This window comes from Gracilibacillus halophilus YIM-C55.5, from assembly GCF_000359605.1.
In the GTDB taxonomy this organism is placed as follows: Bacteria; Bacillota; Bacilli; order Bacillales; family Amphibacillaceae; genus Gracilibacillus; species Gracilibacillus halophilus.
On record NZ_APML01000025.1, the window covers coordinates 11,399 to 27,318 of the forward strand.

Consider the following 15,920-nt stretch of genomic DNA (forward strand, 5'->3'; position numbering starts at 1 on the left):
TTGTTGAAAAGATGTATGGTATCCGAAAGGAGTCATAACCGTGTCAGTTTTTGACGCAGCACAAATCGAACATTCAATATCTAGGTGGGAGGCATTAGATCAAATGCCTCCTTATACCGAGATTGAGTTATTACGTATGATTGATCATGAAGAGCATGGATTGATCACATTATCAATACAAACAAAAGCTATTTTATATAGTATGTTGATTTATTACCGAATGCAACGTGATGTCGGTGATGACCACTTACAAGAACAACTGGATACGTTTCCTGAAGAGCAAGTTCCCTCGATTGTTGGCGAAATTAAACGGATCAAACATTATTTGTCGTTTTATCAACAGTTACGTTCGATTGATTTTTCTCAATATATGATAAGAGAAACTGATTTTGATCCAGTAAAATTAAAAAAGGCAAAGGCATTTCTAGGAGAATTGAAACCACTTGAGGAATATTCTCTTTTGGAACAAGACAAAACTCTAGGTAAGTTAACGCAGGCATTTTACCAAGTCATTGAACAAATTACATCACTAAAAGATGTACTGCAAGAAATGGTGGAAGGATTAGAGCAGAGAAGAACTGTACAATCACTTTCGACTTATCATGAAATGCTCGACCAATTGCAACGTCTGATAAACTATTTTTATCAACAACTTCCTCAATTTCTTCGACAGGAACAGACAGATGATCCGCTAGAAGAATTGCAACAAATGGTTGGACTTCATCAAATTAAAGATTATATGAATAATTATTATCACTATTTAAAGTACCAAAAGCGACGTAAAGAATTAGGTTTTCAAATGGTAGACGAGCAAGGGTTGCATATGGTGATCACTGGGAATCCTGGTACTGGTAAAACGACAATTGCGCGGTTACTAGCCGAAATCTATTATCAGCTAGGTATTTTACGTACTAATCATGTGATCGAAGTTAACCGGTCTCAATTAGTCGGTTCGTTTATGGGACAAAGTGAAGAAAATACGCTACATTATGTGCAGAAGGCGCTCGGTGGGGTATTATTTATTGATGAAGCATACAATTTAAAACGTGAAGATCAGACAGGAAACGATTACGGTCAAGCGGTTATCGACACATTAGTGTCTAGTATGACTAGTCAAGAATACGCGAACCAATTTGCGGTTATTATCGCGGGATATCCTGAAGAAATGCGGCATTTTTTATGGGCGAATCAAGGGTTACGTAGTCGTTTCCCAGAAGGAAATTTTATTCAGTTACCTGATTTTAATGATCGAGAACTGATGGATATAGCAGAACAAACTGCACTTCAAAATGACTACTTTTTTACAGATGAAGCATTGCAGCATTTTCATTCATTAATCGAAAAGGCGAGAGTTGACGAATCGTTCGGTAATGCTAGAACGGTTAAAGATCTAGTGCTCAAAGTCATTTTTCATATTGGTTCTAATCATCAAATGCCTACTAAGGATAATTGGATCGAACATATGCGCATCACGAAAGAAGATATTGCACTCGTTGATGATCATGACACACAGACTGATCCAATGGAACAACTGGAACAATTAATCGGTTTGTCAGAAGTGAAAGAAGAAGTTAAGAAATTGTCAGCTTTTGTAGAAGTGCAACAACAACGGAAAACACGCGAACTTCCGACTGTCCCCATACAGCTTCATGCCGTGTTTTCTGGAAATCCTGGCACTGGTAAAACAACCGTAGCCCAAGTGTTTGCTAAGATTTTGAAAAATCGTGGTTTGTTAAAACGTGGCCACCTTGTGATTGCTTCACGTAGTGATTTAGTGGCCGGATTTGTCGGCCAAACAGCGCTAAAAACAAAAAATAAGATAAGAGAAGCACTCGGTGGCGTCCTATTTATTGATGAAGCCTATGCATTATTTCGAGGAGACAAAGATTTCGGGAAAGAAGCGATAGATACTTTAGTCGATGAAATGACAAAGCATAATGAAAATCTCGTCGTTATTTTAGCAGGCTATCAGAAAGAAATGGAACAATTTATTGCAAGCAATCCAGGCTTAGAAACCCGGTTTAAAAAATATTTTCACTTTAAAGATTATACAACGGAAGAACTATTACAGATTGCTAAATATCATGTGAATAATTTTGACTATCAATGGGATCGCCAAGTAGAAAATTATTTATACAAACAATTTGAAGAGCGACATATCCCTGGCAATGCTCGGTTTGTTGTCAATCTCATCAATGAAGCGATTCAATTTCAAGCACTACGTATTCAAGACAGTGATCAGATGGATTATGATCAATTACAAGAATTAACGAAAGAAGATTTCGAGTTAGCATGGGGTGCGACAAGGGGGATCAATGAATGATTGTGAAAACACCAATTAAAGTTCGTTATCAGGAAACGGATCAAATGGGCGTTGTTTATCATGCCAATTATTTAATTTGGTTTGAAATCGGCCGAACGGCTTTTATTGAGGAATTAGGATTTCAGTATAATGATATGGAAAAAGAAGGGATTGTATCTCCTGTAGTGCATGCTGATATGTCGTTCAAACATCCAATTCGTTATGGTCAAGATGCATTTGTGGAAACATGGATTCAATCATATAATGGGATTCGGACCGTTTATGGTTACAATATATTAGATGATCAAGGTGAGGTAGCTGTAAGTGGACAAACAGAACATGTCATTGTCAAAAAAGATAATTTTCGTCCGTTATCATTAAAGAAAAAGTTCCCCCATTGGCATCATGCTTATCAGCAAGCATTGGAGGATCAAGACTAATGGCATTTGGTCTGCGCAGAAAACATCTTCAACAATGGAAGAAAGATGTGAAGAAAGGGAAAATTTCTTTTCTAACCCATTATTGGATGGATGATCGTTTTCCAAATTGTAAAACAGTCACCAAAGTAGGTTGTAGTGATTATCAACGATTAGCTGATTGGGGAAAACAGTATGGCCTTCGAAAAGAATGGATTCATAACGATCCCGTATATCCGCATTTTGATTTATTCGGTGAGTATCAAAGAAAGATATTAAAAGCAGAGCAGCAATGGGATCAAATTCACTTTTTTAACTTGATATAATTAAAAATGGATATGTTAGCTTTCGTAAGTTTTAACGTATAAAAAGACGAGCATTTAATCATGATGCTCGTCTTTTCTAGTAGGGACAGGGTCAAATCCACCAGGGTGAAACGGGTGACATTTTACGATACGTTTCAATGACAAGTAAGTGGCTTTGAATATATTAAATTGTTGAAAGCATTCAAGGCTATATTGCGAACAAGTGGGTTGAAAACGGCAACTTGGTAAAAACATCGGACTGATAAACTTTTGATAAAATTGGATAAACCCAATAAATAACCGTTTCAAACACATCACCTACATATGCCATGATTTATCGTAAGTAATAGTTGCAATCGCATCGTGTAAGTGGATGGATTCTTCGTTTTGACAAGTAACAGTAAATTTCTGAATAAATGGCATTTCATACAAATCGGCAGCTACTAATCGCACCATATCTTCGACAAAACGAGGATTTTCATATGCTTGTTCTGTGACCATTTTCTCATCAGGTCGTTTTAACACAGGATGAATGCGAGCGCTAGCGTTACTTTCTGCTGCCTCTAATAAAGCAAGCTTCCAGTCGGTTGTTGTTTCATCAAAATCACCAGTCAGTTCAGCCTCCATACTGACATTTCCTCGCTGGTTATGAGCGCTATATTCACTGATCTCTTTTGAACATGGACATAATGTTGTAATGGTTCCTTTTAAAGAAACGGTGTAATGATAACCACTGGTTTGATGATAGTGAACAGTCACCTTTGCATCTGCATGATTCATACCGGGTTTATCAGAGTCAGGTCCTCGTCGTTCAAAAAACCAGGGAAACTCAACGGTGATGGTTGTTTCTTCTTGCTCTAATCGATGACTTAGTTCAGCTGTAAACTCTTTTAAAAATGCCAGACTTACTTCGAGTTCCCCATTTTCATAGTACTGATTTAACAATTCTGTAAAACGACTCATATTTGTTCCTTTATGTGTTTTATTCACAGATGATGTCATATAAAATGTGCCAATTGTTGTTTGTACGTGAGGAGTTACATGACTGTTCACAATAACAGGATGCTTCACATTAGTAATACCGACATGGTCAATGTCAAAAAGAAAATCTTGCTTTGTATTTTGAAGGTCAGGCATCTCATGCTTTTTGGTTGGTTTTGATCTAGGCCCTGGTTCTACTGACCCAAAAAGCTTATGCCGTTCCGCTTTATTTGGTAATGAAACATTTCTTTCATCTTTCATGATGATTATGACTCCTTTCTAACCACTGCAATGGTAAAATTATACGCAATCCTTTAGCAAGATGCAATTAAATAGCTTTTACATCCATGTAATCTTTGGTTCTGTTTTCTTAATAATTCGTTTAATGTTGGTATGGTGGCGATATATAACAAAAATCGTTAACAAACTGGTGACAATGATGAGTCCAATATCCTGTTGGATGCTGGTAACAATAATGGTGATGATACCTGTTAGCATCGAAGCGAGAGAAACATACTTAGACAAATACAAAATGACTAAAAAGCTCATCACCATAATTACAAATAATAATGGATTGACACCTAAAATGATCCCAGAAGAAGTAGCAACCGCTTTGCCACCTTTAAACTTTGCAAATATTGGATACATATGACCGATGACTGAAAAAATACCAATCAGTAATGGATATATATGTTCTGCTTGAAAGATGACAGGTAAAGAGGCTGCTAATGTCCCTTTTAAAATATCGATGACGATGACAATTGATCCAGCCTTGATACCAAGCACACGAAATGTATTGGTAGCCCCAAGGTTTCCACTTCCATGCTCGCGAATATCCATTTGATAACCTAACTTGCCGATAATGAGGCCAGATGGTATCGACCCTAACAAGTAAGCAAGTAAAATAAAAATAGCGTATTCCATTCGAGAATCTCCTTATTTTCATTAAATTTTCTATCCCTATGATTCCATGATACGACTATATTTTATCACGACCTGTCAAAAAAGACATTTCTAAACGAAAAAAGTTGTAATAAATACTTTTTTATTTAAGGAATAAAAGGGAATATACTTACAAAAATTAGCTGTTGATGAAATATAATGACTTGCTAATCTTACTATTACATGATTTAATCATGTAAAATGAGGTGTTTAATAAATGGATAAGACTAATGATCAACAATTAATGAAACAGATGTTACAAGATACCGAAACAATCGCAGTAATCGGATTATCGGATAAAAAGGATCGAACATCTTATCAAATTGCTCGAGCCATGCAACAACAAGGATACCGAATCATTCCCGTCAATCCAAATGTAAATGAAGTATTAGGTGAAAAAGCATACAAATCTGTGGTAAAAATAGACAAGCCATTCCAACTCATTAATATTTTTCGTAAATCCGTTTATTTGCAAGATATCGCAAAAGAAATCGTTCAAACGGATGCACCATATGTTTGGATGCAACAAGGTGTGAAAGATGATAAAGCTTGTCAGTACCTTCAAGATCATGATAAAAAGGTAATTATGGATCAATGTATAAAAGTGGCCCATTCTATGCTCATGAAGTAACCGCTAGATATTTCCTTTACAATGAAAAACATATGTTCTATATTATAAGTTAGATTCTTTTGATCGCCTACAGTGGCTGTCAATGCTTATGAGAATAAGTGTTGACGTGAGGAAGGAGAAGTTAAAAAATGAATCAATCGAGCTACAATGATGAATCGATTCAAGTACTTGAGGGACTAGAAGCGGTAAGAAAACGACCTGGCATGTACATTGGGAGTACGGATGCAAGAGGACTACACCATCTTGTCTTTGAAATTGTTGATAATGCAGTTGATGAAGCATTGTCAGGTTATGGTGATAAAATACAGGTCATTGTTCATCAAGATCATAGTATTACTGTGAAAGATAGAGGACGTGGAATGCCTACAGGTATGCATCAAACGGGTCGTCCAACTCCAGAAGTGATTTTGACGGTTTTGCATGCTGGCGGTAAGTTTGGGCAAGGCGGTTATAAAACAAGTGGCGGTCTACACGGTGTCGGTGCTTCGGTTGTCAATGCATTATCGGAGTATTTAGAAGTAACCATTGAACGAGATGGTTTTGTATTTAACCAACGCTTTGAAAATGGTGGGCACCCTGTTACAACCCTAGAACAAATCGGCAAAACGAAAAAGACAGGAACAACGATTACGTTTCGCCCTGATCAATCTATATTCTCTGCATACTCTTTTCAATTCGATATTCTTTCTGAAAGATTAAGAGAAGCTGCCTTTCTATTAAAAGGGATTACCATTGAATTAATGGATGAAAGAAATGAGACACGTAAGGAAGTATTTCATTATCCGGATGGATTAGAAGCATTTGTTACTTACTTAAACGAAGAAAAAGATACGCTCCACCAAGTCGTTTCATTTGAAGGACAACATCAAGAAATGGACGTTGACTTTGCCTTTCAGTTTAATGATGGTTATGCAGAGAACATTCTTTCATTTGTAAACAACGTACGTACAAAAGACGGTGGAACACATGAATCAGGTGCAAAGACTGCTATAACGCGTGTCATGAATGATTATGCTCGTAAAGTCCAACTTTTAAAAGAGAAAGATAAAAATTTAGATGGGAATGACATTCGCGAAGGATTTACAGCAGTTATTTCTGTAAAGATACCTGAAGAAAAGCTTCAGTTTGAAGGGCAGACGAAAGGAAAACTAGGAACCCCGGATGCACGTTCAGCCGTCGATAGTATTGTCGCCGAACATTTACTATATTTTTTAGAAGAGAATCCAAGTGTAGCTTCTATGCTCATTAAGAAAGCGGTTCGAGCGAAAGAAGCTAGATTAGCAGCACGAAAAGCACGCGAAGAAGCAAGAACTGGCAAACGAAAGAAAAAGAAAGACGCTTTACTTAGTGGGAAACTTACGCCTGCTCAATCACGTAATGCTGATAAAAATGAACTATACTTAGTTGAGGGTGACTCTGCTGGCGGATCAGCTAAGCAGGGAAGAGACCGAAAATTTCAGGCTGTGTTACCATTACGAGGGAAAGTAATTAACACAGAAAAGGCCAAACTAACAGATATTTTTAAAAATGAAGAAATTTCAACCATTATTCATACCATTGGCGCTGGTGTAGGCACAGAATTTGAATTAGATGATGTTCAATATAATAAAGTTGTCATCATGACAGATGCTGATACAGATGGTGCGCACATTCAAGTTTTGTTACTAACGTTTTTCTATCGATATATGCGTCAATTGATTGAAGAGGGAAAAGTATTTATTGCATTGCCTCCTTTGTATCAAATCGCTAAAGGTAAGGGTGCGAAACGACAGGTCCAGTATGCTTGGACTGAAGAAGAATTAGACAAAATCACGAAAACTTTAAAAAATGGCTATCAACTACAACGCTATAAAGGGTTAGGCGAGATGAATGCTGATCAACTTTGGGAAACAACGATGAATCCTGAAACAAGAACATTAATTCGTGTGACGATTGATGATTTGGCACGTGCTGAACGAAGAGTGACTACATTAATGGGAGACAAAGTGGAACCGAGAAGAAATTGGATCGAATCACATGTGCAATTTAGTTTAGAAGAAGATGATAATATTATTGATAATGAGAATATCCAGCAGTAATGTCATGGAGGAGGAATTTTCTTGGCAGTGGAAGAGAATTATTTAGATTTACCGTTAGAAGAAGTGATGGGTGATCGCTTCGGACGTTATAGTAAGTACATTATTCAAGATCGGGCATTACCCGATGCTCGAGATGGATTAAAACCCGTACAGCGAAGAATTTTATATGCGATGCATGAGGAGCGTAACACCCATGATAAACCATTTCGTAAATCGGCCAAAACGGTGGGTACGGTAATCGGGAATTATCATCCGCATGGAGATTCCTCAGTATACGAGGCAATGGTCCGTTTGAGTCAGCGATGGAAACTTCGGAATGTATTGGTTGAAATGCATGGGAATAATGGAAGTGTGGATGGCGACCCGCCTGCTGCCATGCGTTATACAGAGGCAAGATTGTCGGCACTGGCTGATGAGATGATTCGTGACATTGAGAAAGAAACGGTCGATTACATACCTAACTTTGATGATACAATTGAAGAACCAGTTGTCCTTCCTGCCAAAATTCCGAATTTATTGGTCAATGGCTCTACGGGAATTTCTGCTGGTTATGCAACGGAAATTCCACCGCATAATTTGGCGGAAGTCATAGATGCGATCATTAAGAAAATCGATAAGCCAACCACGACGATGGATGAACTGCTTACTATTATCAAAGGACCGGATTTTCCAACCGGTGGAACGTTACAAGGTTATGAAGGACTAAAAAAAGCATATGAAACCGGAAAAGGTCGCGTAGTCGTTCGCGGAAAAGCGACGATTGAACCATTAAAAGCAAATCGTGAACAAATTTTGATTGATGAAATTCCATATGAAGTCAATAAAGCAACTCTTGTAAAACGAATCGATGAATTACGGATGGACCGCAAAGTAGAAGGCATTGCAGAAGTTCGTGATGAAACCGATCGTACAGGTTTGCGCATCGTCGTTGAGTTAAAAAAAGATGCTGACAGTTTAGGTGTTTTGCATTATCTGTATAAAAATACCGATTTACAGATCACGTACCATTTTAATATGGTCGCGATCAAGGACAAAACGCCTCAATTATTATCACTAACTGATATGATTGAGGCGTATATTGCCCATCAGAAGGACGTTGTTGTACGGCAAACGCATTATGACTTACAGAAAGCAAATAGAAGAGCTCATGTCGTGGAAGGATTGATCAAAGCTGTTTCTGTTTTAGATGAGTTAATTCAAACGATCCGCGCTTCCGAAGATAAAAAAGATGCCAAAAATCGGATTATTGCTCAATTCGGTTTCACTGAAGAACAAGCGGAGGCCATTGTTACTTTACAGCTCTATCGATTGACCAATACAGATATCACTGCCTTGGAAAAGGAAGCAGAAGAATTAGAACAAGCTATTGCGCGTTATCAAGAAATTTTAAGTAATGAAAACAAATTGCTGTCAGTGATAAAAAAAGATTTACGATCAATGAAAAAGAAATATGCAACTGATCGTTGGACAAGAATTGAAGAAAAAGTTGAAGAACTACAGATCAATGTTGAGGTCACCGTCGCGAGTGAAGATGTGATTGTATCAGTAACCGATAATGGATATGTGAAACGAACGAGTACACGCTCTTATGGGGCGAGCAAGGATGAAGACCTCACGATGAAGGAAGACGATTACTTGCTTCGATTAATGGAAGTGAATACGACGGACTATCTCTTGATATTTACTTCCAATGGTCGTTTTGTTCCATTTCCTGTTCACCAATTACCAGATATTAAATGGAAAGAGTTGGGGCAACATTTTTCAAACCTCGTTTCATTAGAAGATGATGAGACGATTGTAGAAGTCATACCTATTCGTGAGTTTCATCAAGATCACTATTTGGTGTTCTTTACTCAAAATGGTATGGTGAAAAAAAGTAAACTTGATTTATATCAATCCCAACGATATACACGACCGTTAATCGCTTTGAATTTGAAAGAAGATGATCAATTAGTTAACGTCCATGTAACGGATGGACATACAGATGTTTTTGTTGTCTCTAATAAAGGGTACGGTTTATGGTTCCATGAATCTGAAGTTTCACCTATCGGCCAACGTGCAACAGGTGTGAAAGCCATGCAGTTAAAACAAGATGAACACATCATTAATGGAGTTGTATTCGATGAGCAAGCGAATCCGTCACAACTATTTGTAGCAACCCAGCGCGGTGCATGTAAGAGAATGACCTTGAATCGTTTTGAAAAAAGTTCAAGAGCAAAGAAAGGACAAGCGTTATTGCGGGAACTCAAAAAACATCCCCATTACATTGTCGGATTTGATCAGATGAATGATCACGATCGATTTATCTTAAAAACCAATGAGGGAACTGAAAGAGAAATCTCTCCAATGGATTTACCGAATAGCGATCGGCACAGTAATGGTTCATTTGTTATTGATACAGATATCGATGGTTATATAACTTCGATTTGGAAAAAAGCAGCATTAAATAAACCTTTTACAGAAGATCACTCAAATGTAGAAGAATAAAGGGATCCGAGCCACGTTAAGTAGTTCAGTTTCGAATGACAAACCATAAAAATATATAAAATGAGCATTGAATTGCATTGCAATTTGATGCTCATTTTTTGTTTCAACTGCTTTTAAAGAATACAAATGTAAAATGGCATCATTAGACACGTTTAATGGGCGGAGAGTTTTTTTATCAAGGTTGTGGCGATTTGTCTGAAAAATCAGTATAATAGGTATAGATGACCACGAGGAGTAAGGAGTTTCGATGAATGATGACGACAACAGCACAGTCTTTTGACACAAAACAAATGATATCACTTGATCATTTATTTCAGAAATACAATGCATTCGATGAACAGACAAAACTAATGGATTTATATACAAAAAAACAGAACCAACAGGCACATATCTGTTTTAGTGGCCATTTTTCTGCGGGGAAGTCAACGCTATTAAATCAGTTGTTGGAAGAAGATTTATTACCCGAAAGTCCTATTCCAACGAGTGCCAACATTGTTGAAATTCATCAGGGCCATTCACAAGTTGTGGCACATACGAAAGAACAGAACGCGATTTTATTAGAAGATGATCGCTCACTAGCTGAAGTTCAAGAATTATGCCGTAATCGAGAAGAAATTACACAAGTTGATATTTGGAGAGAAAACCCATTGCTTCCATCTGATGTCACCCTTATGGATACGCCAGGTATTGATGCTGTGGATGATGCCGACCGTATAATGACAGAATCAGCTTTACACAAAGTAGATATTGTCTATTATGTTATGGATTATAACCACGTACAATCAGAAGTTAATGCAACGTTTTTGCAACAACTTGAATCAATGAATAAGCGTTATTACGTGATTGTGAATCAAATCGATAAACATCAAGAAGCTGAACTATCTTTTTCAAGTTATCAGCAAAGTTTAGAAAACGTATTACATCAATGGGGCTGACGCCTGAAGGGATTTATTTTACAAGTGCAAAGAATATTGAAGATCCAAACAATCAGTGGCACTTATTGCGACAACAGTTGATTCATCAGATGCATCAAGATAAGCAAAAATTGATCGAATCTACCATTAATCAAATGATCAGCCATTTGGTGCAAGAATTTCAAGCGGATGTTGGGGATGAATTCGATTCTAAATCTCAAGATCTTGAACAAGCCATTGATCAAATTGAAATAGAAACACCCCCCGAGCAATTACAAGAGCAACGAGATGAATTATATCATCGCAAAGCTCATATAGAAAAAGAATATAGCGACTTACTTCAACAAACTTTAAAGAATGCCCAATTAATGCCATACAACTTGCGTGAACAAGCAAGAGAATTGTTAGAAGCGTATCAACCAGATTTTAAAGTGGGTTTATTCAAAAACAGAAAAAAGATAGATAAAGCGCGTGCTGATCGATTACAATCATTCTTCGGATCCCTTCAAGAACAGGTTGAAGTACAGCTAGAATGGAAATTGCGCGATAAAATGGTAACTTTTCTTCAGTCTTATATTGATGTTGGCGTCGATCACAATGTTTTCACGCAATCAGTTGAATCATCGCTATGCATTGATCAAATGAATGAAGGTGCCACATTAAATGGACAATACCTATTGGTTTATTGTGAACAAGTAAGCCATCAGATCAAAAAGATTTATAAACAATATTATATGGATCTTATGAATCAATATAAACCAACGATTTTTGCTGAAATTGATCAACAGCTTACATCCATCGATCAAGAGATTCAAGAAGTAAAGAAGAAAACATCGCTCAAAGATGAGAAACAGCAACTTGAAGAGCAGTGGGAACAATTTGATGAGGTGGTATTAAACATCTTAGAGGATAACGGTGAGGTGGAAGATGATTCTGAATTTCTAGAAAAATGGCATCACTTTTATGATAAACATTATGTTCATTTTGAAGATTGGAAAACGGATCTACAAGAAGAAATCAACGTTGAATCAAACGCAACTGAAGAGAATTCAGAACAAGCTCATTTGTCCATGGATCAAACGCGCAAAGATGCGAAAACGACAATTGATTTATTATATAACCTGCCATCTTTACGTCAAATGAGAGACGATATAAAGTTGAAACGAAACCGTTTCATACAGAAAAAGCACACCATTGCGTTATTTGGTGCTTTTAGTGCGGGGAAATCTTCCTTTGCCAATGCGTTAATTGGATCAGACGTGCTTCCTGTGTCCCCAAATCCAACAACAGCGGCGATTAATAAAATTAGTCCTCCGAACCATGACTTTGATCATGAAGAGGTATTGGTTACTATAAAGCAAGAAGGAGAGTTGCTTGGCGACATTCATTCGATTTTAGAGGATACCACCTTCTCATCCTTAAGTAGTGCGTATCATTGGCTCGATAAAAAAGACGTTGATCAATTGCCAGTGCACGATACGCATCGATCCTTTTTGCAGGCGTTTTATCAAGGGTTTACTCATATGCATGGAAGGATTGGTACATCCTATTCGATTGCAATAGAGTCTTTTGCATCGTATGTACAAGATGAAGCCATTGCATGCTTTGTGAAAGAGATGGAATTGTTTTATGATTGTCCGCTTACACAACAAAACATTACATTAGTGGATACGCCGGGTGCTGATTCTGTCAATGCACGCCATACGGATCTAGCTTTTTCTTATATTAAAGATGCGGATGCGATTTTATTTGTTACATATTATAATCATCCATTTGCTAAAGCGGACGAAATATTCCTGCGTCGATTAGGTAAGGTAAAAGATGCCTTTCAAATGGATAAAATGTTTTTTATGATCAATGCGATCGATCTGGCTCATTCCGAACAAGATGTGGAACTTGTCACTTCATATGTGAATGAGCAGTTGATGTCATTCGATATTCAAGATCCGCGGTTATTTCCGTTATCATCAAAACAAGCTTTAGATCAGAAAAGTAGAGGAGAGCAAGATGAGCGTTTTACCGAGTTCGAAACCGTTTTTTATCAATTTATCTCGCAAGAATTGACCCAAATCAGTATGCGAGCTATATATACGGATATTGAACGTGCTTATCGCTTCGTGAATCGCTGGTTACACACATTAACACTGGATGCTGAAGATAAAGAACAATTTCTAAAGCGGTACTTAAAGCATCAGAATCATATGGTTGAGAAGATTGATTCGTTTGATCAGCAACACCTGTATGCTGAATTACGGCAGAAACAAGAAAAACAAATGTTCTTCGTTAAACAACGTTTAGGGATTCAATTTCTTGATGTATTTCGTTCACATATTCATCCTGGAGCCATTCAATCCAATGGAAAGAAAGGGAAAGAAGAGCTACGACTAGCGCTGGATCAATTAATTCAAGATGAGGAACAAATTTTGATTGATGAATTAAAAGCGATTATCGTTCGATTGGAGACAAGTTATAATCAAGCTTTCGCAACATTTCATCAAACCTTAAATGATCAACTGCAACAAATCGATCAAGACTTTTCTTTAAGTGATTGGGAGCCGGTTTCATTATCAATGCCAGATTTGTCTTTTGTAGAGATATCACTAGATGATCAAACGATTCGTAAGCTGTTATCTTATTATAAGCATACGAAAAGTTTTTTCGCTGACCAAGAACGAATGCAAATGTATGAATTTTTACAAGAAGTCATGTCCAAACAGTGGGAAACAGTTATTGATCAAGCAGCATCGGCATTTGAGCCATTTTATCAAAGCGCATGGCGAAAGAAGAAGCAGGAACTACAAGAACAGTACAAAATGCAAGTAGAAGAATATTATCAACAATTACAGAGCAGTTTGCAAAATTCAGATACAGATCAAGCATATTTACAAGAAGTGGTGGAGACGCTTGAAGCCATTGTTCGTTAAGTGTAAATAGGCAAACATTACGACCTTATCTCTATTTGTCGTAATGTTTGCTTTTAATGATCATGTATGATTCGTTGGAAGGTGTTCAAATCCTCTGGCAATATGGGCAGATTCGTGAGAGTCGGAACCAGGATATATACCGATGCCTAGGTTTTGTGCCTGGTGTATGATGTGGATAGGCGGGTACATATTGCCACAATCCTCTTTGTACAGTCCAGCTGTATTCATGTCTAGTGTTAGATGATTTTGTCTGATGACATATAATATGTCTTCGATCGTTTTTTCATAAGACATTTGTGGTGGAAATGACTGTCTATATTTTTCAATTAACGTGATATGACCGATTCGTTTCGGTTTATACATGCCTAGGTCTGCTTTGATAGCATGTTTTAGTGTTTGATAATACGTTTGATACACTTGATCAACCGAGCCAAATTCTTGGACAATCCATTCGAAATTAGAACGACTAAAATCAATACATACGTAATGGTCGTTAGGCGTCTGCAACATATGAACAGATAAAATCGCATCATCCATGATCGGTCCATATGTTTGTAAAAATCGTCTCGTTTCTTCTTCGTAACCTTGAATAAAGTCGATTTCAAAACCTAAGTTAATTTTAATTTTGTGTTGATAGTGCTTTTTTAGTTTTTGAATTTCCTCGATATAAGCATCGATGTCTTTCCAGTCCATTGCGCTGTCTTTTTCAGGCGTTGGATCTGTGAAATGAACCGGAAGTGGGGCGTGTTCTGTGAAACTTATTTCTTGTAATCCTTGTTGTATGGCCTGTTCAATATAATCAGTTGCGCGATCATTCGAGCCATGCGGACAATATGAAGTATGTATATGGAAATCTCCATAGGTCGTCATATCAATGCACTCCTTCCATACTTTATGATAAACATTTTTGTCAAAATTGAAAAGAGTTGATTGACAATATAAAAAATACTATGATAATGTATATGTTATACTAACACTTTATCACGGTAGAGTGATAAAACGATAAAGCGTTTATAGGATGTGAGAATTCATGTTTTTACCTGAAGGAAGTCAAGATGAAACAGGTGTACAAATATCTAATCGACTACGAGCTTCAGATATTTTCCGGCGAGTGAGTGAAATGAGACATTTTAAGCCAATCTCGACTCCAGTTGTGGAGTATGCTAATACATTTATTAATGAAATGGCTGGAATGAAACTGGAATATATGTTGAAATGGTTTAATAATGATGGCGAAATAGAAGTATTACGACCGGATTGGACCGCAGCAGTGGCAAGAGCGATTGCTAATCAACGTCCATCAGAGCAAAAATGGTCTTATCAAGGGTCGGTATTTCGAATTGATAAGGACGGAACAGAAAGCAGGCAAGCAGGGATTGAAATTGTTCATGCTGACCGGTTTTATGGGGAAACGGAATGTCTTCTGACGGCGGTTCAATATTTAAATCAGTTAACAATTGGTCAATATGTCATTGAACTAGGACATTCATCGATTTTTAATTTATTGATTGACTCGATCGGATTAACAAAGATAGAAGAAGAAAATTTACGCATCGCCATGCATGATAAGAAGGAAGATCGAATTACTGACATTTTACAATCATATGACCAAACGGATCTTAGCCAGACATTGATTGGTTTGATCAATGCTTATGGCGGAAAAGAAGTGATTGCGACGTATGAGAAGAAATGGAAGGATCGCCCTGAATTATTAGCTGTATTGCAACGACTTAAACAATTAATCGATGTACTAGAGACAATCGGTGTTGATGACGTCATTGTTGATTTAGGACGAGTAAAAAATTTACCTTATTATGATGGCGTGATGTTCCGCGGATTTTTAACACCATCTGGTGAGATTTGCTTTTCCGGGGGACGGTATGACCGTTTATATGAACAATTTGATCAATCCACTTCGCTGTCGGCTTAGCATTTGACGT

Annotated in this window: 13 protein-coding genes; 9 read left to right on the top strand and 4 right to left on the bottom strand. The window is 37.3% G+C overall.

Going from position 1 to position 15,920, the window contains the following annotated elements; translation table 11 throughout:
- The first annotated feature begins 40 nt into the window (after positions 1–40).
- From J416_RS07395 to J416_RS07405, 3 genes are read left to right on the top strand one after another with little or no spacing between them, the layout of a single operon-like run.
- On the top strand, positions 41–2,323 hold the full coding sequence (locus J416_RS07395) for an AAA family ATPase (RefSeq protein ID WP_003467760.1): 2,283 nt from the start codon (positions 41–43) through the stop codon (positions 2,321–2,323).
- Positions 2,320–2,742, top strand: coding sequence for an acyl-CoA thioesterase (locus tag J416_RS07400; protein ID WP_003467761.1), 423 nt, complete (start codon positions 2,320–2,322; stop codon positions 2,740–2,742). Before J416_RS07395 ends, J416_RS07400 begins: the two co-directional genes overlap by 4 nt.
- A complete protein-coding gene (locus J416_RS07405) occupies positions 2,742–3,044 on the top strand; it encodes a hypothetical protein (protein WP_003467762.1) in 303 nt (100 codons plus the stop codon). Before J416_RS07400 ends, J416_RS07405 begins: the two co-directional genes overlap by 1 nt.
- 54 nt (positions 3,045–3,098) lie before the next feature.
- On the opposite strand, the gene yidD is transcribed toward J416_RS07405, so the two are convergent.
- From yidD to plsY, 3 genes are all read right to left on the bottom strand, one after another.
- Entirely contained in the window at positions 3,099–3,332 is a 234-nt protein-coding gene (yidD, locus tag J416_RS15405; RefSeq protein ID WP_003467763.1) for a membrane protein insertion efficiency factor YidD, read from the bottom strand.
- 9 nt (positions 3,333–3,341) lie between these two features.
- A complete protein-coding gene (folE2, locus tag J416_RS07410) occupies positions 3,342–4,265 on the bottom strand; it encodes a GTP cyclohydrolase FolE2 (RefSeq protein ID WP_003467764.1) in 924 nt (307 codons plus the stop codon).
- A gap of 78 nt (positions 4,266–4,343) precedes the next feature.
- Positions 4,344–4,928, bottom strand: coding sequence for a glycerol-3-phosphate 1-O-acyltransferase PlsY (gene plsY, locus J416_RS07415; RefSeq protein WP_003467765.1), 585 nt, complete (start codon positions 4,926–4,928; stop codon positions 4,344–4,346).
- A 235-nt stretch (positions 4,929–5,163) separates the two neighbouring features.
- On the opposite strand from plsY, the gene J416_RS07420 reads away from it, so the two are divergent.
- The 5 genes from J416_RS07420 (at position 5,164) to J416_RS07440 (ending at position 13,980) form a co-directional block, all read left to right on the top strand.
- The gene (locus tag J416_RS07420) at positions 5,164–5,577 is read left to right on the top strand and encodes a CoA-binding protein (RefSeq protein ID WP_003467774.1); all 414 of its coding nucleotides are present in this window, start codon (positions 5,164–5,166) and stop codon (positions 5,575–5,577) included.
- A 128-nt stretch (positions 5,578–5,705) separates the two neighbouring features.
- Positions 5,706–7,655, top strand: a complete 1,950-nt coding sequence (gene parE, locus J416_RS07425) for a DNA topoisomerase IV subunit B (protein ID WP_003467776.1) — start codon at positions 5,706–5,708, stop codon at positions 7,653–7,655.
- A 21-nt stretch (positions 7,656–7,676) separates the two neighbouring features.
- On the top strand, positions 7,677–10,142 hold the full coding sequence (parC, locus tag J416_RS07430; RefSeq protein WP_003467777.1) for a DNA topoisomerase IV subunit A: 2,466 nt from the start codon (positions 7,677–7,679) through the stop codon (positions 10,140–10,142).
- Positions 10,143–10,393: 251 nt separating this feature from the next.
- Positions 10,394–11,077, top strand: a complete 684-nt coding sequence (locus tag J416_RS07435) for a dynamin family protein (protein ID WP_003467779.1) — start codon at positions 10,394–10,396, stop codon at positions 11,075–11,077.
- Positions 11,068–13,980, top strand: coding sequence for a dynamin family protein (locus J416_RS07440; RefSeq protein WP_003467781.1), 2,913 nt, complete (start codon positions 11,068–11,070; stop codon positions 13,978–13,980). The genes J416_RS07435 and J416_RS07440 overlap by 10 nt, the downstream gene beginning before the upstream one ends.
- Before the next feature lie 60 nt (positions 13,981–14,040).
- On the opposite strand, the gene hisJ is transcribed toward J416_RS07440, so the two are convergent.
- A complete protein-coding gene (gene hisJ / locus J416_RS07445; protein WP_003467783.1) occupies positions 14,041–14,850 on the bottom strand; it encodes a histidinol-phosphatase HisJ in 810 nt (269 codons plus the stop codon).
- A 160-nt stretch (positions 14,851–15,010) separates the two neighbouring features.
- Between hisJ and J416_RS07450 the strand changes: the two genes are divergently transcribed.
- Entirely contained in the window at positions 15,011–15,910 is a 900-nt protein-coding gene (locus tag J416_RS07450) for an ATP phosphoribosyltransferase regulatory subunit (RefSeq protein WP_003467786.1), read from the top strand.
- Positions 15,911–15,920: the final 10 nt, after the last annotated feature.

What these genes read in the sequence shown, in the direction of transcription:
- J416_RS07400 (WP_003467761.1), top strand. Translation starts at nt 2,320, where the DNA reads ATGATTGTGAAAACACCAATTAAAGTTCGTTATCAGGAAACGGATCAA.
- J416_RS07405 (WP_003467762.1), top strand. Translation starts at nt 2,742, where the DNA reads ATGGCATTTGGTCTGCGCAGAAAACATCTTCAACAATGGAAGAAAGAT.
- folE2 (WP_003467764.1), bottom strand. Translation starts at nt 4,265, where the DNA reads ATGAAAGATGAAAGAAATGTTTCATTACCAAATAAAGCGGAACGGCAT.
- plsY (WP_003467765.1), bottom strand. Translation starts at nt 4,928, where the DNA reads ATGGAATACGCTATTTTTATTTTACTTGCTTACTTGTTAGGGTCGATA.
- J416_RS07420 (WP_003467774.1), top strand. Translation starts at nt 5,164, where the DNA reads ATGGATAAGACTAATGATCAACAATTAATGAAACAGATGTTACAAGAT.
- parE (WP_003467776.1), top strand. Translation starts at nt 5,706, where the DNA reads ATGAATCAATCGAGCTACAATGATGAATCGATTCAAGTACTTGAGGGA.
- J416_RS07435 (WP_003467779.1), top strand. Translation starts at nt 10,394, where the DNA reads ATGATGACGACAACAGCACAGTCTTTTGACACAAAACAAATGATATCA.
- J416_RS07440 (WP_003467781.1), top strand. Translation starts at nt 11,068, where the DNA reads ATGGGGCTGACGCCTGAAGGGATTTATTTTACAAGTGCAAAGAATATT.
- hisJ (WP_003467783.1), bottom strand. Translation starts at nt 14,850, where the DNA reads ATGACGACCTATGGAGATTTCCATATACATACTTCATATTGTCCGCAT.
- J416_RS07450 (WP_003467786.1), top strand. Translation starts at nt 15,011, where the DNA reads ATGTTTTTACCTGAAGGAAGTCAAGATGAAACAGGTGTACAAATATCT.